Origin of the sequence: Methylobacterium nodulans ORS 2060 (genome assembly GCF_000022085.1) — a bacterium.
Classification (GTDB): Bacteria; Pseudomonadota; Alphaproteobacteria; order Rhizobiales; family Beijerinckiaceae; genus Methylobacterium; species Methylobacterium nodulans.
In genome coordinates this window covers 3,008,519-3,032,850 of sequence record NC_011894.1, presented here as the reverse complement: position 1 = coordinate 3,032,850, position 24,332 = coordinate 3,008,519, and the positions used below count along the sequence as shown (strand labels likewise).

The window sequence follows — 24,332 nt, the reverse complement described above, 5'->3', positions numbered from 1 at the left end:
GCGGGCGGACCTGTGCACCACGAGACCGCGCGCGCCGTCCTCGTCTCGACGGACGGCGACCGCGAGAAGGCGGTTTGGATCCCGAAATCCGCCTGCGAGATCGAGCCGGACGCGGGGAAGGCCACGCACACCCTCACGCTCCCCGAGCGGGTCGCCGTCGAGAAGGGGCTGGTCTGATGGTCGATCGTCCCATCATCTTCAGCGCGCCGATGATCCGCACCCTCATCGAGGGCCGGAAGACGCAGACGCGGCGCCTCTGCAAACCCATGAACAAATGGGTGCATCAGGAGGGCCGGGAGATCCGCCTGCATCAAGGGCAGTGGTGCCATTTCCTGCAGGACGCCGAACTGCCTATCGAGCGGCTCCGCTTGCCCTGGCAGGTCGGAGACCGCCTCTGGGTCCGGGAGACCTGGGCTGTCGGCAACATCTACGACGGCATCCCGCCGCGCAGCATCAACCCGGGTGGCAAGCCGAATTGGTGCGGCGTCCGGTATGCCGCAACCGATGAGCATCTTGGGATCAAGGATCGCTCGCCGATCCACATGCCCCGCTGGGCCTCCCGCCTCAGCCTGATCGTCACCGAGGTCCGCGTCGAGCGGCTGCAGGACATCAGCGAGGAGGACGCCATTGCGGAGGGTATGACGCTCCCCGAAGGGCTGCGGTGGGGCAACGACCCGATCAGTGCCTACCGTGCTCTCTGGGGAGAGCTGCATGGCCCTGATTCCTGGGCGGCCAACCCATGGTGCGCCGCGATCACCTTTTCCGTCCACCGCACCAACATCGACGCCCTCGCCGCAGCGAGGGCCGCATGATCCGCCAGGAGATCCGCCACTTCCACGTCTGCTGCGGCGCGGGCGGCGGGGCCAAGGGCTTCAACCGCGGGCAGGCCCGGGTCGGCGCCGTCGTGGCCGCGCCGCGCTGCATCGGCGCCGTCGACGTCGACCCGGCCGGCATCGCGGACTTCGACCGCGTCGCGGGCGTGCGCGGCACCGTCCTCGACCTGTTCACCCGGGAGCAGTTCGTCGCGTTCCACGGCCGACAGCCGGGGCCGGGCTGGCGCGAGGCCGTGCCCGACGACTTCCGGCGCGCCGCACACGGCGAGCGCCCGCACGTCGTGTTCATGTCGACGCCCTGCAAGGGCTTCTCGGGCCTGCTCTCGGACAAGATCTCCGGCACGGCCCGGTACCAGGCGCTCAACGGCCTGACCCTGCGCGCGGTGTGGCTCACCCTCGAGGCCTGGGCCGGCGATCCCCCTGAGTTCATCCTGTTCGAGAACGTGCCGCGGATCGCCACCCGCGGGCGCTGGCTGCTCGACCAGATCGGGGCGCTGCTCGCCGCCTATGGCTACGTCTTTGCCGAGACGACGCACGACTGCGGCGTGATCGGCGGGCTGGCCCAGAGCCGGAAGCGCTTCCTCCTGGTGGCGCGGCACCAGGCCAAGGTGCCGCCCTTCCTGTACGAGCCGCCGCAGCGGCGGTTGCGCGGCGTCGGCGAGGTGCTGGGCCGCCTGCCGCTGCCGGGCGACCTTTCGGTCGGCCCGATGCACCGGGTCCCGAGCCTCCAATGGAAGACGTGGGTTCGCCTCGCCTTCGTGGAGGCCGGTTCGGACTGGCGCTCGCTCAACAAGCTGCACGTCGAGGGCGGCCATCTCGCCGACTTCGGCATCGCGCCGGAGGCGGGCTGGCATGCCGGGGTGCTGGGCGTGCAGCGGTGGGACGAGACCGCCGGCACCGTGACCGGACGCGGCAGCCCGACGACCGGCACGTTCGCTGTGGCTGATCCCCGGGTGGACGGCTATGAGCGGTCTGTCCAGATGGGCGTGCGCGCCTGGGACGCCGTTGCCGGGACTGTGACCGGCAACATGGCGGTGGGAGCCGGTCCGAATGCGGTGGCCGATCCGCGACTTCAGGGGCCGCCGCGCTTCAACAACGTCTACCGGATCGTGCCGTGGGCCGGCACCTCGCCAGCGGTTGCCGGCCCAGGCGGGCCCGGTGGCGGCCTCGCTGTCGCGGATCCCCGGGCGGATGCCGGGTTCGGCGGCGCGGGGAAATATCGCGTCACGGCCTACGACGAGGCCGCCGGCACGGTGATCGGCGCCTCGACCACGGGGCAGGGCGCGTTCGCACTCGCCGACCCACGTCCGGCCCGCGCGTGGCAGGACCAGATCCTGGGCGTCCTGCCGTTCGACGAGCCGGCTGGTGCGATCACCGCGAAGGCCGAGGCGACGACGGGCCGGTTTTCGGTGGCCGACCCGCGCATGACGTGGGCCGATTCCGCCCACCGCAACAAGCTCAAGGTCGTCGGCTACGACGAGCCGGCCGGTTGCGTCACAGGTGCCGATCGCGTCGGCTCAGGCGCGCTGTGCGTCGCCGATCCCCGGCCCGACTTCGCCCGCGGCGGTCGCGCCGCCTACCAGACCGGCGGCCACTACGGCGTCACGCCATGGGACGCGCCCTCGGGCGCGGTGACCGGCTCGGGCCAGCACGACAACGGCCGCTGGTCGGTGGCGGACCCGCGCCCGGCGGAGGGCGAGACAGCCGCGGCGCTGCCGGCCGCCGATGACCGCCTCGTGGCGGTGATCCGGGCGCTGGACGGGACCTGGCACCGGCCCTTCACCACCTACGAACTCGCCGCGCTCCAGAGCTACGTCGACCCGGAGGACCCGGCGCCGCTGGTGATGGAGGGCATCTCCGACAGCGCATGGCGTGAGCGGATCGGCAACATGGTCCCGCCGGCCTCGGCCGAGGCGATCATGGGGGTGATCGCCAGGACGCTGCTCCTCGCCTGGGCGGGGGAGACCTTCCTGCTCTCGAACGAGCCGATTTGGGTGCGCCCGGTGGCGATCGCGGCGGCGATGGAGCTGCCGCTGCTGGGAGGTGACCCATGACCCGCCCCTTCGTGATCGGCGCGCTGATCAAACACAAGGCACCCCTCAATACATGTGAAGTGTATTCGACAATCAATATTCTACCTAAACATCGCATCAATAGCTTGCGATCTCCTACGAAAAAACTGCTCTTTGTTCATCATAATGATGGTTTTGATGCTTTTTGTATCTATAGTGACATTATGCCGGCTTTGAACAACTCTTCGCCTTGCTGTTATGTAGAACTCTTCGCCGGGATTCTCGGTGATTACTCCAAGGTAATTCTCCAACGCGGTGCGCATATTGTGCAAATGTGCACGGGTTCGGATGCAATCTCCAGACAGATCGTCCAGGAGCCTATCAATTTCGATCTGGTGCAGGCGCGATCTTTCGGCGGCAAGCATCTCAATCGCTTTGCCTATTCTGTCATGAGCAACGCCAAGATCTGCGATAGACTTTCTCATGCTATCAGCTGTACGATGGGTAATTGCACCCGATCCAATGTCAGCCATCGCTTGGTTTGGATCTGCGGACATGTGCGCACTGTGCGCTGCCCTAACCATAGCTTGTCTGGAAAATTCTTCTATATGTTCGATTTCATCGATGACGGCGCTAATCCTATTCATGGACTCGACAATCTCTGTCATTATAGACGCCTGATTGGCAGACATCTGCACTGTAGCGGCGCGGGTCTGAGCCTTAAGCTCAACAATTTGGCTGGAAACACCGTGCCAAGCGATAAATGCTGCGATAAGTGCGACGACCGCACCGATGAGGGTCTGGTATCGATTAAGCCAATACTCGATACATGGCGGGCTGATCTTATCTTTGATCTGATCGGCGTTCAAAAACAATGCGGGGACAGGACAGACCGCAGGCTCAATCGCAGACCAAGTGAAGACGATCAGAATGGAAAACAGGAAAAGCACAAACCACGGTTCCCAGCTGCGCTCCATGACATCCCTCCCGCGCTTTATGTGCAGCGGCCCAACCGATGCGCCAACAACGAACTGATGCCTTCATACAGACTGCGTGCGGAGGCGGCGGCATGACCTCCGCCCGCTTCACGGACCTGTTCGCAGAGGGCGCAAGCCGACCGGCGACGTGCCGCTCGATGCCGTCTTTCCGGACGGCTCAATCCAATCGCTGCTGGTGTGAGGTGGCGATGTCGGCCCCATTTCTCACCCACATCAAGGTCAGTGACCACGCTTTTCTCAAGCGGCTGCCGAAAGATGCTCGGCGTTTCATCAGTCGCAGCGTGTTTGCTTCGGTTGATGTGCTGCGCGTAATCTGTTCTTCATCTACAGCCAACCACAGATCTGCAGGCGCGCAGGCTCCATCAAAGCTGATAAAGAAATGTTCGAATTTTCTCTGCGGCTCTCCTTCTGAGTGTATGAGTGGAATATTCTTCTCAGAGGCAGTAACCCGACCGAAGAACGTAACACCGTTCATGATCAGAATTGCGCATGAGGCTTCGTCGTCGCGACCCATCATGGTCATCCCCCCGGGATGTAGCCACACCGACAACGTTTCCGGTTGCAGGCCGTGCCACGCAATCAGGGGTTTTGATTAACGTAGCCTTACCCGGAGAAGAAACGTCGGCGGAAGCACTTAGCGGCCTCTCCCGCCTCACCCCGCCCTCAGGGCGTCCCGATCCCTCATCCGCAGAAGGACACCGCCCATGACTGAGACTGACAACCGCCTGTGGTGGCCGTCCGACCCATGGACGAGATCAATCCGGATGGCCGGCGTTCGCCCGACGAGTGGCTGTGCCGGCTTGATGACGGCGTGTGGGCGGTCGGCATCAAGGATCCGGGCGAGGATCTGGAGATGTGGCGCGCGAAGGTCATCAAGCCCGGCGACGTGGTGCTCTTCGAAGCCTGCCTGACCACGCCGAGCTTTGATCTGACCGTCGATGAGGATGGCGGCTACAGACCGAGCGAAGCGCCGGGTGGCGCCACCCACTTCTGGATGAATGGCGACAGCGACACCGTCTGCGACAGCCTCGCGATGATGGCCGAGTACATCCGAGAGTGCGAGGACGCTGGCACCTACACCGTCGACGGCATGGCGTGGAGCGACCACCGGTTCCGGTTCGAGATCGGGCCGGACGGTCAGGGTCGGTTTGTGGAGATCGGGGAGGCGGAGCATGCCTGACCACCTCTCCCTCCTTGACCTCATCAGCATCGCTGCCGCGGCCGTCGAGCTGCTGATCGCAACTGTCTGGCGGATGCCGGCGGCGGTGATGGCCGATTGGCTCGACCTCGCTGCCTGGCGCGGCGGGGCAACGGTGGGGGTGTGATCGTGGCTGACGGCTCCACCATCGAATGGCTCGCCATGCCCGGCACCAAGCCGGAGGGCGCCGAGCCAACAACGCTCGCTTACCTCGCCGGTATGATCGACGGGGACGGCTACATCACCATCACCCGATCGTGCCGCGCTGGTCGGCTCTACCACTCGCCGCAGGTTGGCATCGCCGGGACTCGTCCAGAGCCACATCGGCTCGCCGCATCGATCTGGGGCGGCGCGATCAACCGGTATGTGCCGAAGGATCCGAGCCATCGCCCGCAATTCCAGTGGTGCAGAACGGGTGCGGGCGCGGCGACGGTCATTCAGGCGATCTTCCCGTATCTGCTTTTGAAGATCGATCAGGCGATGCTCGCCCTCGAACTCTGGGAGCATCTGGAGTTCGGGCGGTGTGAGGACCCGTTCCCGTGGTTCAGTCCAGATTACGACCCAGTTGCATACCGCGAGGTGCTACGCGCGGAGGCGATCGAACTGAATCAGTCGCGGAACCGCGTCGGCAAGAAGGCCGCCGGCCGCCTCCTCGACGGCCGCACCTGGGATCAGATGCCGGAGGTGCGCCATGTCGGTTGATCCCGCCCGCGCCGCCTACGAGGCGCGCTTTGCCGACATGACGCTCGGGCCGCGCGGTGCCGCGCCCGCGTGGGAGGACCTCGGGCCAGAGGGCCGGGCGGTGTGGCAGCGGGTGGCGGAGGCCGCCCGGCCAGGCCAACTGGCCGTCGCCGAGCACAAGAAGCTCGTCGCGGCGACGGAGGCGGCTTTCGCCGCGCTCAGAACGGAGCACCAGGAGGTGCTGTGCGATCTGGGCGATCGCGTGGACGAGATCGTCCGACTGCGTGAGGCGCTAAAGCCCTTCGTGGAGTACGGCCGCTACGCGCTGGTCGACGGCTTCGAAGGCGAGATCGGCGAAGTCATCGTGGACGGCCTGCGCCGCAGCATCACCATGCAGGATCTGCGCCGAGCAGCCGAGGTCTATGGCGCTGCATCTGTTCAGGAGGGCGGCCGGTGAGCACCTTCGACACCATCCTGCTCGGCCTAATCGCGCTCGCAGTCCTGTTCGCCTTCACGCGCTACGGCTGGCGGGCCGTGCACTGGCTGGGCTGTGGCATCGGCCTGATCGGGCTCGCGCTGGCGAGTCTTGGGCATGACACAGGGGAGGGAGGAAGCGCGTGAGCCGGGCTCAAGTCATCCCTCGGCTGATGTCGAAGGCGGAGGCTGCCGCCTACTGCGGCTTCTCCGTCGCCGTCTTCGAGCGGGAGGTGTCGGTGCGCCCGATGGCCTTCGGCAACAAGCGCCTGGAGCGCTACGACCGGGTCGACCTCGACAATTGGATTGAGACCCGGAAGCGCCCGGCGAAGGCTGGACCCAAGACCATGGCCGAGGCGATCGCGGAGTTCTGATCAGTGATCACGAAAACTCCGATCTCGGGCGTGAAGCGCTACAGGGATCGGCACGGCAAGTGGCGGAACTACCATCGCGCCACCGGCAAGCCGATCAAGGCGCCCTATGGGACGGCCGAGTTCGCGGCCGAGGTAGCCGAGCTCAATGGCCTCGTCTCGAAAAAGGAGCCGCCGCGCAACGGCACGCTCAGAGGCGTGATGGACGAGTACAAGACAACGCCGGCCTTCGCCGACCTCGCGATGGCGACGCGCGCGGGCTACGAACGCTACTTCGAGATCGCCAAGCCGCTCCACGACGTGCCGATCCAGAGCATCGATTCGGCCGGGCTGTCCGTGATCCGCGACAAGGTCGCGATGAAGCGCGGCTGGCGCACGGCGAACTACATGCTCTCCGTTCTGTCGGTGCTCTTCGGCTTTGCGATCGAGCGGAAATACGTGACGCAGAACCCCGCCTTCGTGGTGAAGCGGGCCAAGCGCGACAAAACCAAGCCGAAGGCGAATCGGCCCTGGTCGCTGGAGGAGCGCAAGGCAGTGCTCGCGGAAGCACCGTCTCACCTCAAGGTGCCGCTCGCGCTTGCCATGTTCACCGGCGTGCGCAAGCGCGACGCGCTCACCCTGCGCAAGGATGCGATCCGCGGCGGCGCCATCGCGACCTCGAAGACCGGGGAGGAGATCTTCATCCGCATCCACCCGGAACTCGCCGAGATCCTGGCGGGCGCGCCGCCGCACGCCGCGCCGACGATCGCAGCCACGTCGCGCGGCACGCCCTGGACCGAGACCGGCTTCAATTCGGTCTGGGACAAGTTCAAGGACAAGCTGGAGGCAGAGGGGAGGGTGCGGCCCGGCCTGACCATCCACGGACTGCGCCATACGCTCGGCGGCCATCTCGCGGACGCCGGCTGCGACCTCGACACGATCCGGCGCGTGCTCGGTCAGAAGACCCTCACGATGGCCCAGCTCTACAGCGAGCGGGTCAAGAAGGAGGCCGCGACGAAGGAGGCCATGGAGCGGATGGACCTGCTCGGCCGGAAGGGCATAGACGGGGACGGAAGTGTCTAACCTGCTGTCTAACCGGCCGCTAAGTGCCATCACGCAGCAGGTGAGGCACCAGCTCTAACTTGCTCGGGATGTTCGGTAATAAGAGTGGTGCCCAGGGGCGGAATCGAACCACCGACACTGCGATTTTCAGTCGCATGCTCTACCAACTGAGCTACCTGGGCTCGCCGGGCTGCGCTGCAGCGGCGATGGCGGGGGTATAGTCAGCGAGCGGCCGGCTGTCCAGCCGTCTCGTGCAGGTTCTTCGACGGTTTTGGAGCCGTCGAAGCAAGGGGCCTCAGCCCCGGCGCCGGCTGGGGCGGCGGGGAAGGTCGGGGACGGCGTCGAGCATCTCGATCTGCAGGTCGGCGGAGCCGGTGCGTCCGAAGCTGTCCGCGAAACGCTCCGCGGCGCCACCGCGGATCTCGAACTTCGTCTCCCGCTCGAAGATGCGGATCGCCCCCACCTCGTCGCGCGTGACGCCGCCACGCCGGCACAGCATCGGCAGCAGGCGCCGCGGGTCGGCATTGTCGCGCCGGCCGACATTGAGACGGAACCAGACGCTCGGGCCGAGCGGCGCACGCGGCTTATCGCGGCGCGCCGGGGCGGGACGGCCGGTCGGAAAACCCGGATCGGTCACCTCCTCGGGCGCGGGCAGGCGGGCCCGATAGGCGCGCACCAGAGCGGCCGCGAGATCCTCGGCCGAGCAGCGCGCGAGGAGCGCCTGCGCCATCGCCCGATCCTCCTCGCTCGTTTCGTCCGTGAGGAGCGGATCGGCGAGCAGCCGCTCCTGGTCGAGAGCGCGGATCTCGTCGGCCGGCGGCGGACCGGACCACACCGGCACCACGCCCGCCCGGGCCATCAGCTCCTCGGCCTTGCGACGCCGGGAGGGCGGGACCAGGAGGACGCTGATGCCCTTCTGGCCCGCGCGGCCGGTGCGGCCCGAGCGGTGCTGGAGCACCTCGGCATCGTGCGGCAGCTCGGCATGGATGACGAGGCCGAGCCCCGGGAGGTCGATGCCGCGCGCCGCCACGTCGGTGGCCACGCAGACCCGGGCACGGCCGTCCCGCAGCGCCTGCAGCGCCGCGTTGCGCTCGCCCTGGCCGAGCTCTCCCGAGAGCGCCACCGCCGTGAAGCCGCGCTCGGTGAGCACCGCCTGCAGGTGGCGCACTGCGTTCCGGGTGTTGCAGAACACGATGGCGGTGCGCGCCTCGACCAGCCGCAGGGTGTTGACCACCACGAGCTCGGTCTCGCGTGGCAGGATGCGCAGCGCCCGGTACTCGATATCGGCATGCCCGCGGGTCTCGCCCGCGACCGCGATGCGCAGCGCCTCGCGCTGGTAATGCTCGGCGAGCGCCACGATGCCCTTCGGCAGCGTCGCGGAGAACAGCAGGGTGCGCCGCTCGGCCGGCGTCGCGCCCAGGATGAATTCCAGGTCCTCGCGGAAGCCGAGATCCAGCATCTCGTCGGCCTCGTCGAGAACGGTCGCCCTCATCCGCGACGGATCGAGATTGCGCCGCTCCAGGTGGTCGCGCAGGCGGCCCGGCGTCCCGACGACGATGTGCACGCCCTCACCGAGCAGGCGGCTCTCCCGGCGCGGATCCATGCCGCCGACGCAGGCCGCCACCCGCGCCCCGGCCGCTCCGTAGAGCCAGGACAGCTCGCGATGGACCTGAAGCGCTAGCTCGCGCGTCGGCGCGATCACGAGGGCGAGCGGAGCCCCGGGCGGGGGCAGCGTCTCGCCGCCATCGAGCAGCGTATCCGCCATGGCGAGGCCATATGCCACGGTCTTGCCGGAGCCGGTCTGGGCCGAGACCAGGAGGTCGCGCCCTGCGACGGCGGGTTCGAGCACGGCGGCCTGGACCGGCGTCGGATCGGCATAGCCCCGCGCGTCGAGGGCACGGGCGAGCGGGGCGGGAACGGGAGGAAAAGCCACGAAGAGGATCCCAGGAGGCGACGCGCGGGCAGGAGGCTTCGAAGTTCGGGCGCATGCCCGTTACGGGCCCGACCGCCGAAGGCGGTCCCGACCATCGCGCGCAATCCCACGGGTCATGAGGTGATGGCGGGCTCGTAGCGCGTCCCGGGCCACGGGTCCAGCCCCGGCGGCGGTTGGTTTACTTCCCGTTAACCTTGATCGGCTCTGATCGATCCGAGCCATCGTTCAGGAGACCCGGCGTGTCCGAACCCGCCTTCAAGACCCCGACCAGCACGGCGCGCCAAGCCGGATCGTTGCGGGACTGGCTCGCGACCCTGTCGCGGATCGACGGGGCGGAGGCTGCGGGCGGGGCGGCGCGCCCCCGGGCGGAGCCCCGGCATGCGCCGGAGGCGGCACCGGCCTGGGAGCCCCGGATCGTGCAGACGCCGCCAACCCCGGAACCCGCCCGCGAGCCCGAGGACGACATCGCCGCCCTCATGGCCGAGAACATGGTGCTCAAGGCACGCCTCAAGACCGAAGCCGACCGCTACGACGCGCTGCAGGCGATCGTGGCCGACGAGTTGCGGGCCCTGCGCAGCCATGTCGAGGCGGAGATCCAGCGGGCCGACGAGCTGCAGGCCGAGCGTGATTTGTGGATGGCCCGCGCCGAAGCCCTGGCCCAGCCCCTGTTCCAGAAGCGCTGAGGACGAGGGGCAGGCCCGCCGCATCCCTCGCCGCGACCGTGACCTCCTCAGGCCGCGCCCGAGGACGCCTGTCTCAGCACGGCCCGGATCTTCTCGGCCTGGGCGGCGAGCACCGCACCGTCCGCCATGCTGCGCGCGTGCTGGCGCAGCGGCACGCCTTCGTAGCGGGGCAGGATGTGGACATGCAGGTGGAACACCGTCTGGCCGCCGGCCGGCTCGTTGAACTGCGTGATTACCAGCCCGTCCGCCGAGAAGGCCGTCTTCACGGCCGCGGCGACCTTCTGCACTGCCGTGAAGAGCGGGCCGAGCACGGCCGGGTCCGCATCGAGCAGGCCCCGGCTCGGGACCTTGGGCAGCACGAGCGTATGCCCGTCCGTCTGGGGCATCACGTCCATGAAGGCGATCGTGTGCTCGTCCTCGTAGACCTGGTGCGACGGAATCTCCCCGCGCAGGATCTTGGCGAAGATGTTGTTCGGGTCGTAGGCGGGCGTGGTCATGGGGCCTCCGGGATCGAAGGTCACAGGCCGGCGGCCGAGCGGCGCTCGACGAGACGGGCCAGATAGGCGCTTCCGAGCGGGATGATGCTGTCGTCGAAGTCGTAGGCCGCGTTGTGCAGCGCGGCCCCGGCCTTTCCCCCGAGCCACGCATAGGCGCCCGGCACAGCCAACAGCATGTCGGCGAAATCCTCGCTGCCCATCTTCGGCTCGGGATCCGCATCGACCTTCTCGGGGCCGAACAGCTCCGTCGCGACCTCGAGCGCGGCCGCGGTCTGGACGTCGCTGTTGCGCAGGACCGAGAAGACGTCCTGGATCTCGACCGTGATCTCGGCCCCGAAGGCGGCGGCGATCCCGGCGCAGGTCTCGCGCAGGCGCTGGCTCACCATCGCCCGCACGCCGTCGTCGAAGGTCCGGATGGTGCCGGCAAGCTGCGCCTCCTCCGGGATCACGTTGTAGGCCGCACCGGCCTGAACCCGCGTGATCGACAGTACGGCGGAGTGGATCGGATCGGTGTTGCGGCTCACCACCGCCTGCAGGGCCTGAACGAGCGCGGCCTGGATCACCACCGGGTCGATGCCGCGGTTCGGCTGCGCCGCATGCGCCCCGCGGCCGGTGATGCGGATATCGAAGAAGTCCGCGGCCGCCATGGCGGGGCCGCGCCGAATCGACAGCCGCCCGTGCTGCCCGTTCGGCTGGTTGTGCAGGCCGTAGACCTCGTCGCAGGGAAAACGTTCGAACAGCCGGTCGGCCAGCATGGCGCGGGCGCCGCCGAGGCCCTCCTCGGCGGGCTGGAAGATGAACACCGCCGTGCCGTCGAAGTCCCGCGTCTGGCTCAGGTACCTGGCCGCGCCGAGCAGCATGGTGGTGTGCCCGTCATGTCCGCAGGCATGCATGGTGCCGGGCTTGGTCGAGCGATAGGGGAGGTTCGTCGCCTCCTCGATCGGCAGCGCATCCATGTCCGCCCGCAGGCCGATGCGCCGGGCGCTGGTGCCGCGGCCGGTCAGGATGCCGACGATTCCGGTGCGGCCGATGCCGCGATGCACCTCGATGCCCCAGGCTTCGAGCCGCTGCGCCACGATGGCGCTCGTGCGCGTCTCCTCGAAGCCGATCTCCGGATGGGCATGCAGGTCGCGGCGGATCGCCACGAGTTCGTCGACGTCGGCGGCAATGCGGTCGAGGAGGGACATGCGGCGGGGACCTCGCTGGAACGCCCGGACGGGCGAAGGCGCGCATCCTTTCGCCGCGGATCCCGGCTGTCCAGAGGGACTTGCGCTGCCGACCCCTGCGGCCTCGTCGGCGCTCCATCAGCGCTCCCGCGGCTGCGCGGCGGCTTCGCCGGGCCGGGCCGGCCGGGATTTCTAAATGGAAAAACTGAGGTGCGTGGAAGCCGCCCCGCTCCTCATGCTGAGGTGCTGGCGATCAAAGATCGCACTGGCGATCGCAGATCGCGCAGGCTGCCTCGAAGCATCCCTGACCGGTAATCCCGGCCACCCGGAGCTTGGGACGAGCGGTCCGGGGTGCTTCGAGGGCCGGCTCCGCCGGCCACCTCAGCATGAGGGCTGGGTTGGCTGCCCCCGAAGGGAGCGCTCGGTCAGCCGGTTTCATCCGTCAGGGTCGCCCCAGCCGGAAGCCGTATAAGACGGACCGGGATCCACTGCGTCGGAAGGCTCCGATCATGTGGGAGGAGCCGTCGGCGCGATGTCTCCTCGGCGTGATCCGGCCCGCCCGCGTCAACCGATGATCTTGTCGATCGTGATCGGGATCTCCCGCACCCGCCTGCCGGTGGCGTGGAAGACCGCGTTCGCGACGGCCGCAGCAGTCCCCACGATGCCGATCTCGCCGAGGCCCTTCGCGCCGATCGGGCTCACCTTGTCGTCGTGCTCGTCGACGAAAATGACCTCGATATCGTGGATGTCGGCATTCACCGGCACGTGGTACTCGCCGAAATTGTGGTTCATGAAGCGGCCGAGGTTGTGGTCGAGCATCGACTCCTCCTCGAGAGCGGCGCCGATCCCCATCACCACGCCGCCCATGATCTGGCTGCGCGCGGTCTTGAGGTTGAGGATCTTGCCGGCCGCGACCGCGCTCACCACGCGGGTCACGCGCACCACGCCGAGATCCTCGTCGACCCGCACCTCGGCGAACACCGCCGAATGGGTGTAGGCCGCAAAGCGCAGCTGGGTGAGGAGGCTGGGCTTCGCCGTCTCGGTCGCCTCCACGGTCTCGACGCCGCCCGCCCGCATCGCATCCGCGATCGACACCTTGCGGGAGGGATCGTCGGCGAGGCGGATCTCGCCGTTCACGAAGGTCACGTGGGCGAGGTCGGCATTGGCCAGCGGCGAATCGTCGATGCGGCGCGCCATCCCGAGGAGTTGCTCGGCCACGGCCCGGCAGGCCATCTCGACGGCGGAGCCCGACGAGGCCGCGGTCCAGGATCCGCCCGCGATCGGGGCCTCGGGCAGCGCCGTGTCGCTCAGGCGCGTCTGCACGCGCTCGATCGGGATGCCCAGCGCGTCCGCCCCGATCTGGCTGAGGATCGTGTAGGTACCGGTGCCGAGATCGGCCGTGGAGCAGGCGACTTCGAGGCTGCCATCGATGGAGAGCCGGGCCCGGGCGCTCGACTTCATCATGTAGGCTTCCCAGACGCCGGTCGCCAAACCCCAGCCGATCAGCTCGCGCCCCTCGCGCATGGAGCGGGGCTCCGTGGAGCGCCGGGCCCAGCCGAAGCGGGCGGCGCCCTCCTCGTAGCAGGCGCGCAGCGCCTTCGAGGTGAATTCCTTGTTCTCGCCCTCGTCGCGCTCCGCATAGTTGCGAAGCCGCAGTTCCAGCGGATCGACCCCGGCCGCATAGGCGAGTTCGTCCATCGCCACTTCCAGGGCGAAGACGCCGGTGGCCGCCCCCGGCGCCCGCATGTCGGCCGGCGTGTAGGTGTCGATCTTGGCGAGCTTGTAGTCGAGCTTGACGTTGGGACAGCGATAGAGGAAGCCGGACCAGTTGACGACAGATTCCTGATAATCCTCGAAGGTCGACGTGCCGGCGATCGCTTCGTGCATCAGGGACTGGAGACGGCCATCCTGGTCGGCGCCGAGGGAGACGGTCTGGATCGCCTCGGGCCGGTAGCCATGGGTGAACATCTGGTCGCGGGTCAGGACCACGCGCACCGACCGCTTCAGCTCCAGGGCGGCCACCACCGCCAGGAAGAGCTGGTATTGCGGGCGCAGCCCCGAGCCGAAGGCGCCGCCGATATAGGGCGAGATCACCCGCACGTCCTCGGGCTTCAGGTTGAACACGCTGCAGACGTAGCCCTGCGTGTTGTTCACGCCCTGGATCTTGTCGTGGATGGTGAGCTTGCCGTCGCCCTCCCAGATCACCGTGGAGGCGTGCGGCTCCATCGGGTTGTGGTGCTCGACGGCCTGCTTGTATTCGTGCCGCACCTGGATCGGAGCGCTCGCGAAGGCTCCCTCGGGATCGCCCCGCGGGTCCGGCGGCGGCTTGATGCCGGAGCGCTTCTTCGGCGGCACGTAGGCGGCGGCACGATTGCGGTCGAGGTCGGTATTGGGAACGTCCTCCTCGTAGGTCACCTTCACCAGCGAGGCGCCGTGGCGGGCGAGGTCGAAGCTCTCGGCGACGACGAGCGCCACCGGCTGCCCGCCGAAGGTGATCTCCGGCCCGTGCAGCGCGCGGAAGGGCGAGCCGGGCGGGGCGACCTGGTCGCGGTAATTGTAGTCGAGCCAAGCGGTGCGCGGCCGGTTCTCGTGCGTGAAGACCTGGATCACGCCGGGCACGGCGAGCGCCGCCGCGGTGTCGATCGCGGTGACGCGCCCCCTCGTGATGGCGCTCGATACGACGACGCCGTAGGCGAGGTCGGGCGCCGTGAACTCGGCGGCATATTTCGCCGCGCCCGTCACCTTGGCGGGACCGTCGACCCGATTCCGGGCGGTGCCGACATAGAGGTTGGTGGTGGCCATGCGGCGGGATCCTACTGGATGCGCTTGTCGGTCTGCGATTGCGGCGTGCCGGCAGCGGCCTGGGACAGGCCCCGCACGATGGCGCGCCGCGCGAGCTCGATCTTGAAGGCGTTATGCGCGTAGGGCCTGGCCTCGGCGAGGATCAGGTCCGCCGCCGCCCGGAAGTTTTCGGGGGTCGCGGGCTGGCCCTGCAGGCGCGCCTCCGCCTCGCGGTTGCGCCAGGGCTTGTGCGCGACGCCGCCGAGCGCCAGCCGCGCGGTGCGGATCACCTCGCCGTCCATCTCCAGGGCGGCCGCCACCGAGACGAGCGCGAAGGCGTAGGAGAGCCGGTCGCGCAGCTTCAGGTAGGAGTAGTGGCGGGGGAAGGATTCCGCCGGCAGGTCGACCGACAGCACGATCTCGGCCGGCTCGAGGGTGGTGTCGCGCTCGGGCGCGTCGCCGGGGAGCCGGTGGAACTCGCCGATCGGGATCGCCCGCGCGCCGGCGGGGCCCTCGACCTGCACGATGGCGTCGAGAGCGGCGAGCGCCACGCACATGTCGGAGGGATGCGTGGCGATGCAGTGGTCCGAGGTGCCCAGGATGGCGTGGATGCGGTTGACGCCGGTGATCGCCGGGCAGCCGCTGCCGGGCACCCGTTTGTTGCAGGGCGTGCCCTCGTCGTAGAAATAGTAGCAGCGGGTGCGCTGGAGCAGGTTGCCGCCGGTCGAGGCGGCGTTGCGCAGCTGCGGCGAGGCGCCGGCCAGGATCGCGCTCGCGAGCAGCGGGTAGCGAGCCCCGATCTGCGCGTCGAAGGCCACGGCGCTGTTCGGCACCAGGGCGCCGATGCGCAGGCCACCCTCGTGCTCCGTGATGCCGGAGAGCGGCAGCCGCGTGATGTCGATCAGCCGGTCGGGGCGCTCGACATTGTATTTCATCAGATCGACGAGGTTGGTGCCGCCGGCGATGATCTTGGCGGCCGGGTCGTTCGCGAGCGCCTGCACGGCCTCCGCCACGGTGCCCGCGCGGGTATAGGCGAAGCAGTTCATTCCGCGGCCTCCTGATGGGCGGGTCTGCGGGCGTTGAGCACGTCCTCGATCGCGTCGACGATGTTGGTGTAGGCGCCGCAGCGGCAGAGATTGCCGCTCATGTATTCGCGGATCTCCTCGCGGGTGCGGGCGCGGCCCTCCTCGATCAGGGCGACCGCGGACATGATCTGCCCGGGCGTGCAATAGCCGCACTGGAACGCGTCGCGCTCGACGAAGGCGGCCTGAAGCGGGTGCAGGGTGCCGGACGAGAGCCCCTCGATGGTGGTCACCGCGGCGCCATCCTTCATCACCGCGAGGGCGAGGCAGGAATTCACCCGCTGGCCATCCACGATCACCGTGCAGGCGCCGCACTGGCCCTGGTCGCAGCCCTTCTTGGTGCCGGTGAGATGGAGCTCCTCCCGCAGCAGGTCGAGCAGGCTCGTCCAGGGGGCGACCTGGAGTTGCCGCTGCTCGCCGTTGATCGTCAGGGTGATGGCGATCCTGTCGCCGGCCTCGCTCGGGCCGCTCTCGCTCGGCATGGGTCTTCCTGGTCAATCGGGCCGGGCGGACCCGGCAGCAGACATGCCCCGCCCACCGGGCGCGCACCAGGGGGACGCGGCCCGGCGGGCGGGGCGAACGAGCGCATAACGATTCCAAACTGGTTGCGTTCCGTCCGGAGACAACTCCGGGTGGCGGAGTGCTCCGGGCGCCAGGGCGGCACGCCGCGCCGGGGTTCATGCCCGTCGGACTCTGGGATACCCCTGTGCCGGTTCTCACGGAGGTGCCGCATGCCCGCGCTTGACCCGATCCTCGCCGATATCGACCGCGACCTCGACACGTCGCTGGAGAGGCTGTTCGCCTTCCTGCGCATCCCGTCGATCTCCACCGATCCGGCCTATGCGGCGGAGTGCCGGCGGGCCGCCGAATGGCTGCGCGCGGACCTGTCGGCGATCGGCTTTAACGCCTCGCTGCGCGAGACGGGCGGCCACCCGGTGGTGCTCGCCCATCTGCCGAAACCGGGCGCGCCGCATGTCCTCTTCTACGGCCATTACGACGTGCAGCCGGTCGATCCCCTCGATCTCTGGGAGACGCCGCCCTTCGAGCCGCGCCTCGTCACCCTGCCGGATGGGCGCCGGGCGATCAGCGCGCGGGGCGCCTGCGACGACAAGGGGCAGGTGATGACCTTCATCGAGGCCTGCCGGGCCTGGCAGGCCATGCAGGGCGAGCTGCCGGTCGGCGTCACCATCCTGATCGAGGGCGCCGAGGAGAACGGCTCCAAGCACCTTCCCGAATGGGTCGCGGCGAACCGGGACGAGCTGAAGGCCGACCTCGCCCTGGTGTGCGACACGGGCATGTGGGACAGCGCCACCCCGGCCATCACCACCTCGCTGCGCGGACTTGCCTATTTCGAGGTCTTCGTGCGCTGCGCGGACCGCGACCTGCATTCGGGTCTGTTCGGCGGGGCGGCCGCGAACCCCATCCATGTGCTCTCGCGCATCATCGCGGACCTGCACGACGACCAGGGCCGCGTCACCCTGCCGGGCTTCTACGACGCGGTGCGGGAGCCGCCCGCCGAGGTGCTGGAGCGCTGGCGCGCCCTCAATCTCACGCCGGAGAACTTCCTCGGGCCCATCGGGCTCAGCCGGTCGGCGGGCGAGCGCGACCGCATGCTGATCGAGCAGGTGCAGTCGCGGCCGACCTGCGACGCCAACGGCATCATCGGCGGCTATACGGGGGAGGGCACCAAGACCGTGATCGCCGGGCAGGCGAGCGCCAAGATCTCCTTCCGCCTCGTGGAGGACCAGGACCCGGAGGCGGTCGCGGCGAGCTTCAGCGACTTCGTCCGGGCCCGGGTGCCGGAGGATTGCTCGGTCGAGATCGTGACCCACAAGGGCTCGCGGGCGCTCGCCCTGCCCTTCGACATGCCGGCCCTCGGTGCGGCGCGCCACGCTCTCGAAGCGGAATGGGGCGTGGCGCCGGTGACGATCGGCTCCGGCGGCTCGATCCCGATCGTCGGCGACTTCAAGCGCAGCCTCGGCCTCGACACGCTGCTCATCGGCTTCGGCCTCGACGATGACCGCGTGCATTCCCCGAACGAGAAATACGACCTGCAGAGCTTCCACAAGGGCATGCGAAGCTGGGCGCGGATCCTCGCGGCGCTGGCGGGCTAAGGCGTGACGGTCGTCCCGGATCGCGTCCTCCGGCGACGCGATCCGGGACGCGGCCCGGCCCGTTCCCGGCGAGTGATCCGGGTTCCGGACAGATTGTCCGGAACCCGGATCACCCAATCCCGCGCGGCGATTGGACGAAGCCGAAATCCGCATTGCCGTGCGATTGCGACAGCAATCGCCGAGCAATCAATCGGATTTCGTATGACGCAGCGCCCGCCGGCGACTACCATCAGGAGCCGCCATCGTCATCGGCGGAGCGAGATCGCGTCATGACCGTGAAGCTGCGTCCGCTGGAGCGCGAGGACCTTCTCTTCGTGCACCAGCTCAACAACAACGATAGTATCATGCGCTACTGGTTCGAGGAGGCTTACGAATCCTTCGCAGAACTGGCGCAACTCTACGAGCGCAACATCCATAACCAGACCGAGCGGCGCTTCATCATCGGCTCACCGGAGGCCGAGCGGGCCGGCATGGTGGAGCTCGTCGAGATCAACCACCTGCACCGGCGCTGCGAGTTCCAGATTGCGGTCCATCCGGCCTTTCAGGGCCGCGGATACGCCTCGGAAGCGACGCGCATCGCCATCGACTACGCGTTCAGCGTCCTCAACATCCACAAGCTCTACCTGCATGTGGACAAGGACAACCGCCGGGCCGTTGGCATCTACGAGCGCTGCGGCTTCGTGACCGAGGGCGTCCTCAAGGACGAGTTCTTCGTCAACGGCCGCTACCGGGACGCGGTGCGGATGTGCCTGTTCCAGCCGGCCTACCTGGCGCGGCGCGGCAGCGGCGATGTGGGCGAGCCCGTTCTGAAGACCTGACGGGCTCAATCCGAGGCTTGGTTCGCTTGAGATAGAGCGAGCGCCGTCGCCCCTGCAGAGCCGGTTTCGATTTAGAAGTCCGCCACCTTGCCCCAGGCCGATTCGCCGAAGCGGTCGGGATGATAGGGGCGGGGGTCCACAAGCGGGGCTTCGCCGGTGATGAGGTCGGCGACGAGGTGGCCGGCGCCCGGACCGATGCCGAAGCCGTGGCCGCTGAAGCCCGCCGCCAGGATGAAGCCGGGATGTCCCGACACTTCGCCGATGGCCGGGACCCCGTCGGGTGTCGAGTCGATATAGCCCGCCCAGGATGCCGTGACCGTCGTGGCGCGAAGGGCCGGCAGCAGGGCGAGCGCCCGCCGGTGCGTCTCCGCCACCAGCCGGGGGTCCGGGCGCGGATCGAGAATGCGGTGGCGCTCCATCGGCGTCGGCTGGTCGAGCCGCCAGCGCGCCGCCGTTTCGTGCCCGGCCCGCCAGCCGCCGAGCCCGCCGGGACGCAGCGCGCGCCAGCGCCGTGCGAACATCGGCAGGAACTCGCGCGCGTAGAGGAGCTGCTGCGGGGTCGGATCGACGCTGGCGCGGCCGCTGATCGCGAGGGTGTGCCCGCCCGCCTCGCCGCGGCGCGTGACCGAGATGTCGGCCGTGTGAAGGGCGTCCGGCAGCCCCGTCGCGTGCGGCGACACTGCCAGGATCGAGGAGCGCACGGAGGATTGGGGAAAGCGGATGCCGAGCTGGCGGCAGAAGGAGGAGGCCCAGGCCCCGCCTGCCATCACGACCGTCCGCGTGCGGATCGTTCCCTTCTCGGTGATGACGGCGCTGACGCGACCGCCGCTCGTCTCGATGCCCCGCGCGGCGCACATCTGATGGACGCTGCCCCCGGCCTTCATGATGCCGCGGGCCACGATCGGCACGGCGCGGGAGGGATCGGCGATGCCGTCCGAGGGCGAGAACACCCCGCCCTTCCAGGCCCGCCCCGTCGCGCCACCACGCTCGCAGGCTTCCGCTTCGCCCAGCATGTGGGTCGTCACGCCGACGCTCGCCGCGAAGTCGCGCCACTTCGCCCAGCGGGCGATCTCCGCCGCGTCGTTGCTGAGATAGAGGAGGCCGCAGCGGCGAAAGCCCGGATCCTCGCCGATCTCGCCGGAGAGCCTCTCCCAGAGGTCCAGGCTGCGGGTCGCCATCGGGAGCTCGCGAGCGTCGCGGTTCTGCTGGCGGCACCAGCCCCAGTTCCGGCTCGACTGCTCGGCCCCGACCCGCCCCTTCTCCATGAGCGCCACGCTCACCCCGCGCCGTGCGAGGTAATAGGCGGTGAAGACGCCGACCACGCCGCCTCCGATCACCACCACATCGGTCGCATCGGGCAGGGTGGGCGTCGTTTCGACGTGCAGGAGCGGCGCGGGCATCTCGGTCTCCGGTCAGGCGAGCAGCATTCTAGCCCCCCGCTCGGCGCGAGACGCGCCGCAAATGGGCACCGCACGGCATATCCTTCGGTTGGCCTGAAAGATGCTAGCGCATTGTGCCGAAACTGGGTTCGCTCAGCATTGCCGCTTGGCGCGCGGACCGGTGCAGCATAATGTGCCGTTCACCGCCGAGGCGAGAGATGGCACCCCCGGATCCGGATCGGCCATGAAGCTCGATAAGATCGACATCAAGATTCTCTACGAGTTGCAGAAGAACGGCCGCATCACCAACGTGGAGCTGGCCGAACTCGTCAACCTCTCGCCGAGCCCCTGCCTGATGCGCGTGAAGAAGCTGCAGGCGGCCGGCTACATCTCCGGCTATTCCGCGCAGATCAACGTCGCCAAGCTCGGCCAGACCTTCACCGTCTTCACCGAGATCACCCTGAAGAACCACCGCCAGATCGATTTCGCGCGTTTCCTCGCGGCGATGGAGAAGGAGGAGGCGGCGGTGGAGTGCCACCTCATCTCCGGCGGCTACGACTACCTCGTCAAGTTCGTGACGAGCGGGATCGCCGAGTACCAGACGATGATGGAACGGCTGATCGACATGGACATCGGGATCGACAAGTACTTCAGCTTCGTCGTGCTGAAGACGCCGATCGCCCGCAGCCATATGCCCCTGACGAGCCTGTTCAAGGTCTAGAATCGGTAGGTTGCCGCCGGAAAGCCGCGGGGCGCTTGTCCGACCTGCTGATCCTACGAGGCGGCGCTCACGGAGGCGGGCCACCCCGCCGGCTCCGCGCGGACGAGCCCGTCGAGCCAGCCGGGATCGAGCTTCGGCATCGAGGCATGCAGCAGCCGGGAATAGGCGTGCGTGCCCTCGCAGCCGAAGTCCGCGGGCGCGAGTTCCTCGATCTTCTCGCCCGCATACATGACGGCGATCCTGTCGCAGATCGAGCGGACCATCGAGAGGTCGTGGCTGATGAAGATGTAGGAGAGGCCGAGGGCTTGCTGGAGCTCACCCAACAGCTCCATGATCGCCGCCGCCACGACCGTGTCGAGAGCCGACGTGATCTCGTCGCAGATGAGGAGGTCCGGCTCCGCCGCGAGCGCCCGCGCAAGGTTCACGCGCTGCTTCTGCCCGCCCGAAAGCTCTCCCGGCAGCCGGTGCTTGAGCGCGCGCGGCAGGCGGACCATGTCGAGAAGCTGCTCGATCCGCGCCTCGCACGCGCGCCCGCGATGTCCGTGGTAGAAGGTCAGCGGGCGGCCGAGGATCTCGCCCACGGGCTTTGCGGGGTTGAGCGCGGTGTCTGCGAGCTGGAACACGATCTGAAGCCGGCGCAGGGCGTCGCGCGGGCGGCTGCGGGCGCTTGCGGCGAGTTCCGTGCCGGCAAGGGCGATCCGCCCGGACACGGGCTCGATGATGCCGGCGATGACCCGCGCGAGGGTCGACTTCCCGCAGCCGGATTCCCCGATGATGCCGAGATTGCGGCCCCGCTCCACCGTGAGACTCACCGATCTGAGCGCCGTGACGGCCGGCATCCCGTTCCGGCCGATCGGGCCATATCCCGCCACGAGGTCGGTCACTTCGAGGAGCGGCCGGCTGCCGGGATCGGCCGCGTCCCAGATCCTGGGCCCGGCGGCCGCCGGCTCGACGGCGTCGAGCAGCGCGCGGGTATAGGGATGGGCCGGGTGGGCGAGGATCTGCGCGGTCGCGCCGACCTCCTGCACCGCGCCGCCCTTCAGCACCATGATGCGGTCGGCGATCTGGGCGACGACGGCGAGGTCGTGCGAGACGTAGACGCCCGCCGCGCCGCTGTCCTTCATCACGGATTTGAAGGCGCGCAGCACCTCGATCTGCGTGGTGACGTCGAGGGCGGTCGTCGGCTCGTCGAAGATCACGAGCTTCGGCCGCCCGATCAGCGCCATGGCGGCGGACAGGCGCTGCAGCTGGCCGCCCGAGACCTGGTGCGGGTAGCGCGCGCCGATGGTCTCCGGCTCGGGGAGCGCCAGCGCCCGGAACAGCGCGACGGCGCGGGTGCGGGCCTCGTCGGGCGGCATCAGGTCGTGGATGCGGGCGACCTCGATCACCTGCTCCAGGATCGTCTGGGCGGGATTGAAGGCGGCGGCCGCGCTCTGCGGGATGTAGGCGACCACGGTGCCCCGCAGGGCGGCGCGCGCCGCCTCGGGCAGCGCCGCCATGTCCTTGCCGTCGAGGAGCACGGATCCGCCGCTGATCCGGCAGCCGGCGCGGGTGTAGCCCATCAGGGTCAGCGCGATCGTGGTCTTGCCGGAGCCGCTCTCGCCGATGAGGGCGAGGATCTCGCCGGGCGCGACGTCGAGGTCGACGCCCCGGATGATCTCGACGCTGCGGCCCGCGTCGGTCTTGGCCTCCACGCGCAGGCCGCGGATCTCCACGAGGTTGGCCATCATTCGCTCCGGTCCCGGATCCGGCGGGGAAGGTTGTCGATCAGGAGGTTCACGCTGATGGTGAGGCTCGCGATCGCGAGGGATGGGACGATCACCGCGGGCGCCCCGAAGGGCAGGCCGCCGATATTCTCGCGCACGAGCGCGCCCCAGTCGGCGTTGGGCGGCTGGACGCCGAGCCCGAGGAAGGACAGGCCCGAGAGGAGGAGCACGACGAAGACGAAGCGCAGGCCGAGATCGGCCAGAACCGGGCCGATGATGTTGGGCAGGATCTCGGCGCGGATGATGTAGGCCGTCCCCTCGCCGCGGACGCGGGCGACGGTGACGAAGTCCATGGTGTTGACGTTCACGGCGAGCGCCCGGGCGAAGCGGTAGGCGCCGGGCGTGTAGATCACCGCGAGGGTGAGGATCAGCACCGGGATGGAGGAGCCGACGCCCGCCACCACCACGAGGCCGAAGAGCTTGCTCGGGATCGCGTTCAGGGCGTCGAGGAAGCGGCTCAGCGCGGCGTCGAACCAGCCGCCGGCGACCGCCGCCGTCATGCCGAGGGTGACGCCGGTCAGGCAGGCGAGCGTCACCGCCGCGAGCGAGATGCCGACCGTGTAGCGGGCTCCCATCAGGATGCGGGAGAGCATGTCGCGGCCGAGATAGTCGGTGCCGAGCCAGAACTGGCTCGTCATCGGTCCGAAATAGTCGAGGTCGACGATCTCGCCGACGGGGTGGGGCGTGATGAGCGGCGCCACGATCGCGACGGCGGCCCAGAACAGCACGATGGCGAAGCCGAGGACGCCGACCGGGCTGAAGGCGTAGCCGAAGCGGGGCCCCGGCCGGGCGGAGACGGCCATGATCAGCGCAGCCTCGGGTTGGCCAGGATGGCGAGGATGTCGGCAGTCGTGATCAGCATCAGGTAGCCCAGGCAGAACACCATCGCGCAGGTCTGGATCAGCGGCAGGTCGCGGGTCGTGACCGCGTCCACCATCAGCTTGGCGACCCCCGGATAGTTGAAGATCGTCTCGACGATGATCACGCCGCCGAGCAGGTAGGAGAGCGAGAGCGCGACCGCGTTGACGATGGGACCGAGCGCGTTCGGCAGGGCGTGCCTGAGCACGATGCGGGCCCGGGAGGCGCCCTTCAGGAGCGCCATCTCCGCATAGGGCTTGTCGAGCGCCTCGATCACGGCGGCCCGGGTCATGCGGATCATCTGCGCCGAGATGACGAAGCTCAGCGTGATCACCGGCATGATGAAGACGCGCAGGAGCTGCCAGAGCGACTGCACCTCGTTGGTGAAGGACAGGGCCGGAAGCCATTTGAGGTAGACCGCGAACAGCAGCACCGCGGAGGTCGCCACCATGAATTCCGGCACCGAGATGACGCCGATGGTGAGCGCCGTGACGACCCGGTCGAAGAGGGAGCCCCGCAGCACCGCCGCCGCGATGCCGAGGCCGAGCGCGACCGGCACCGAGAAGACGGCCGTGACGGCCGCGAGCTTCAGCGTGTTGACGAGCCGGCCGCCGATGAGCTGGGCCACCGGCAGGTGGTTGGCGTAGGAGGTCCCGAGATCGCCCGTCGCGAGCCCGCCGATCCAGCGCAGGAAGCGCAGGACGGCCGGCTTATCGAGATGCATGGCCGCGCGCAGGCCCGCCACCGCCTCCGGCGTCGCGGCCTGCCCGAGCAGCACCTCCGCGACGTCGCCCGGCAGAAGCTCGGTCGCGCAGAAGATCGTGAAGGACACCACCAGCAGGGTGACGAGCGCCACGACAATCCGGCCCAGCACGAGGGAGGGGATCTGGCTCTTCATGGGATGGCCTCGGGGTGAGCGCGGCGGG

Annotated in this window: 26 protein-coding genes and 1 tRNA gene; 15 read left to right on the top strand and 12 right to left on the bottom strand. The window is 68.7% G+C overall.

Features of this window, described 5'->3' with window-relative positions; translation table 11 throughout:
• The first annotated feature begins 12 nt into the window (after positions 1-12).
• Genes MNOD_RS48030 through MNOD_RS46480 form a run of 4 tightly spaced genes read left to right on the top strand, consistent with a single transcriptional unit; the run spans position 13 to position 3,918 of the window.
• A complete protein-coding gene (locus MNOD_RS48030) occupies positions 13-177 on the top strand; it encodes a hypothetical protein (RefSeq protein WP_015929565.1) in 165 nt (54 codons plus the stop codon).
• Positions 177-812, top strand: coding sequence for an ASCH domain-containing protein (locus tag MNOD_RS13990; protein ID WP_015929564.1), 636 nt, complete (start codon positions 177-179; stop codon positions 810-812). The genes MNOD_RS48030 and MNOD_RS13990 overlap by 1 nt, the downstream gene beginning before the upstream one ends.
• Positions 809-2,887 carry a DNA cytosine methyltransferase gene (locus MNOD_RS49000; RefSeq protein ID WP_015929563.1) on the top strand — a complete coding sequence of 693 codons (2,079 nt, stop codon included), beginning with the start codon at positions 809-811 and terminating at the stop codon, positions 2,885-2,887. Before MNOD_RS13990 ends, MNOD_RS49000 begins: the two co-directional genes overlap by 4 nt.
• Positions 2,884-3,918: a hypothetical protein gene (locus tag MNOD_RS46480; RefSeq protein ID WP_015929562.1), complete on the top strand. Its 1,035-nt coding sequence runs from the start codon at positions 2,884-2,886 to the stop codon at positions 3,916-3,918. Before MNOD_RS49000 ends, MNOD_RS46480 begins: the two co-directional genes overlap by 4 nt.
• Positions 3,919-4,000: 82 nt before the next feature.
• On the opposite strand, the gene MNOD_RS46475 is transcribed toward MNOD_RS46480, so the two are convergent.
• On the bottom strand, positions 4,001-4,357 hold the full coding sequence (locus MNOD_RS46475; RefSeq protein WP_157091458.1) for a hypothetical protein: 357 nt from the start codon (positions 4,355-4,357) through the stop codon (positions 4,001-4,003).
• 231 nt (positions 4,358-4,588) lie between these two features.
• On the opposite strand from MNOD_RS46475, the gene MNOD_RS13980 reads away from it, so the two are divergent.
• The 7 genes from MNOD_RS13980 to MNOD_RS13960 are packed head-to-tail and all read left to right on the top strand — an operon-like array spanning position 4,589 to position 7,629.
• On the top strand, positions 4,589-5,023 hold the full coding sequence (locus MNOD_RS13980; protein ID WP_015929561.1) for a hypothetical protein: 435 nt from the start codon (positions 4,589-4,591) through the stop codon (positions 5,021-5,023).
• The gene (locus MNOD_RS48020; protein WP_015929560.1) at positions 5,016-5,168 is read left to right on the top strand and encodes a hypothetical protein; all 153 of its coding nucleotides are present in this window, start codon (positions 5,016-5,018) and stop codon (positions 5,166-5,168) included. Before MNOD_RS13980 ends, MNOD_RS48020 begins: the two co-directional genes overlap by 8 nt.
• Complete coding sequence (locus tag MNOD_RS13975) at positions 5,165-5,743, top strand: hypothetical protein (RefSeq protein WP_015929559.1); 579 nt, start codon at positions 5,165-5,167, stop codon at positions 5,741-5,743. Before MNOD_RS48020 ends, MNOD_RS13975 begins: the two co-directional genes overlap by 4 nt.
• Positions 5,733-6,179 carry a hypothetical protein gene (locus MNOD_RS13970; protein ID WP_015929558.1) on the top strand — a complete coding sequence of 149 codons (447 nt, stop codon included), beginning with the start codon at positions 5,733-5,735 and terminating at the stop codon, positions 6,177-6,179. The genes MNOD_RS13975 and MNOD_RS13970 overlap by 11 nt, the downstream gene beginning before the upstream one ends.
• Positions 6,176-6,343 carry a hypothetical protein gene (locus MNOD_RS48015; RefSeq protein ID WP_015929557.1) on the top strand — a complete coding sequence of 56 codons (168 nt, stop codon included), beginning with the start codon at positions 6,176-6,178 and terminating at the stop codon, positions 6,341-6,343. The genes MNOD_RS13970 and MNOD_RS48015 overlap by 4 nt, the downstream gene beginning before the upstream one ends.
• Positions 6,340-6,570 (top strand): hypothetical protein, encoded by a 231-nt coding sequence (locus MNOD_RS13965; RefSeq protein WP_015929556.1) that lies wholly within the window; start codon positions 6,340-6,342, stop codon positions 6,568-6,570. Before MNOD_RS48015 ends, MNOD_RS13965 begins: the two co-directional genes overlap by 4 nt.
• 3 nt (positions 6,571-6,573) lie before the next feature.
• Positions 6,574-7,629: a tyrosine-type recombinase/integrase gene (locus tag MNOD_RS13960; protein WP_015929555.1), complete on the top strand. Its 1,056-nt coding sequence runs from the start codon at positions 6,574-6,576 to the stop codon at positions 7,627-7,629.
• Positions 7,630-7,714: 85 nt separating this feature from the next.
• Here MNOD_RS13960 and MNOD_RS13955 read toward each other — a convergent pair.
• Positions 7,715-7,790, bottom strand: a tRNA-Phe gene (locus MNOD_RS13955).
• A gap of 113 nt (positions 7,791-7,903) precedes the next feature.
• On the bottom strand, positions 7,904-9,541 hold the full coding sequence (locus MNOD_RS13950) for a DEAD/DEAH box helicase (protein WP_015929554.1): 1,638 nt from the start codon (positions 9,539-9,541) through the stop codon (positions 7,904-7,906).
• Positions 9,542-9,780: 239 nt separating this feature from the next.
• Between MNOD_RS13950 and MNOD_RS13945 the strand changes: the two genes are divergently transcribed.
• Complete coding sequence (locus MNOD_RS13945; protein ID WP_015929553.1) at positions 9,781-10,224, top strand: hypothetical protein; 444 nt, start codon at positions 9,781-9,783, stop codon at positions 10,222-10,224.
• 47 nt (positions 10,225-10,271) lie between these two features.
• Here the strand turns inward: MNOD_RS13945 and MNOD_RS13940 are convergent, their stop codons facing one another.
• From MNOD_RS13940 to MNOD_RS13920, 5 genes are all read right to left on the bottom strand, one after another.
• Complete coding sequence (locus MNOD_RS13940; RefSeq protein ID WP_015929552.1) at positions 10,272-10,721, bottom strand: HIT family protein; 450 nt, start codon at positions 10,719-10,721, stop codon at positions 10,272-10,274.
• Between the two features lie 20 nt (positions 10,722-10,741).
• Complete coding sequence (locus tag MNOD_RS13935) at positions 10,742-11,908, bottom strand: M20 aminoacylase family protein (RefSeq protein ID WP_015929551.1); 1,167 nt, start codon at positions 11,906-11,908, stop codon at positions 10,742-10,744.
• A 543-nt stretch (positions 11,909-12,451) separates the two neighbouring features.
• The gene (locus MNOD_RS13930) at positions 12,452-14,689 is read right to left on the bottom strand and encodes a xanthine dehydrogenase family protein molybdopterin-binding subunit (protein WP_015929550.1); all 2,238 of its coding nucleotides are present in this window, start codon (positions 14,687-14,689) and stop codon (positions 12,452-12,454) included.
• Between the two features lie 11 nt (positions 14,690-14,700).
• Positions 14,701-15,714 (bottom strand): FAD binding domain-containing protein, encoded by a 1,014-nt coding sequence (locus tag MNOD_RS13925; RefSeq protein WP_015929549.1) that lies wholly within the window; start codon positions 15,712-15,714, stop codon positions 14,701-14,703.
• A complete protein-coding gene (locus tag MNOD_RS13920) occupies positions 15,711-16,232 on the bottom strand; it encodes a (2Fe-2S)-binding protein (protein ID WP_015929548.1) in 522 nt (173 codons plus the stop codon). Before MNOD_RS13920 ends, MNOD_RS13925 begins: the two co-directional genes overlap by 4 nt.
• 249 nt (positions 16,233-16,481) lie before the next feature.
• On the opposite strand from MNOD_RS13920, the gene MNOD_RS13915 reads away from it, so the two are divergent.
• Positions 16,482-17,864 carry a dipeptidase gene (locus MNOD_RS13915; RefSeq protein WP_015929547.1) on the top strand — a complete coding sequence of 461 codons (1,383 nt, stop codon included), beginning with the start codon at positions 16,482-16,484 and terminating at the stop codon, positions 17,862-17,864.
• Positions 17,865-18,133: 269 nt separating this feature from the next.
• The gene (gene speG, locus MNOD_RS13910) at positions 18,134-18,682 is read left to right on the top strand and encodes a spermidine N1-acetyltransferase (protein ID WP_015929546.1); all 549 of its coding nucleotides are present in this window, start codon (positions 18,134-18,136) and stop codon (positions 18,680-18,682) included.
• 71 nt (positions 18,683-18,753) lie between these two features.
• Here the strand turns inward: speG and MNOD_RS13905 are convergent, their stop codons facing one another.
• Positions 18,754-20,082: an NAD(P)/FAD-dependent oxidoreductase gene (locus MNOD_RS13905; protein ID WP_015929545.1), complete on the bottom strand. Its 1,329-nt coding sequence runs from the start codon at positions 20,080-20,082 to the stop codon at positions 18,754-18,756.
• Between the two features lie 223 nt (positions 20,083-20,305).
• Between MNOD_RS13905 and MNOD_RS13900 the strand changes: the two genes are divergently transcribed.
• Positions 20,306-20,782 carry an Lrp/AsnC family transcriptional regulator gene (locus tag MNOD_RS13900; RefSeq protein ID WP_015929544.1) on the top strand — a complete coding sequence of 159 codons (477 nt, stop codon included), beginning with the start codon at positions 20,306-20,308 and terminating at the stop codon, positions 20,780-20,782.
• Positions 20,783-20,835: 53 nt separating this feature from the next.
• Here MNOD_RS13900 and MNOD_RS13895 read toward each other — a convergent pair whose 3' ends face one another.
• From MNOD_RS13895 to MNOD_RS13885, 3 genes are read right to left on the bottom strand one after another with little or no spacing between them, the layout of a single operon-like run.
• On the bottom strand, positions 20,836-22,509 hold the full coding sequence (locus tag MNOD_RS13895) for an ABC transporter ATP-binding protein (protein WP_015929543.1): 1,674 nt from the start codon (positions 22,507-22,509) through the stop codon (positions 20,836-20,838).
• Positions 22,509-23,351: an ABC transporter permease gene (locus tag MNOD_RS13890; protein ID WP_015929542.1), complete on the bottom strand. Its 843-nt coding sequence runs from the start codon at positions 23,349-23,351 to the stop codon at positions 22,509-22,511. The genes MNOD_RS13895 and MNOD_RS13890 overlap by 1 nt, the downstream gene beginning before the upstream one ends.
• Before the next feature lie 2 nt (positions 23,352-23,353).
• On the bottom strand, positions 23,354-24,304 hold the full coding sequence (locus MNOD_RS13885; protein ID WP_015929541.1) for an ABC transporter permease: 951 nt from the start codon (positions 24,302-24,304) through the stop codon (positions 23,354-23,356).
• Between the last annotated feature and the right edge of the window lie 28 nt (positions 24,305-24,332).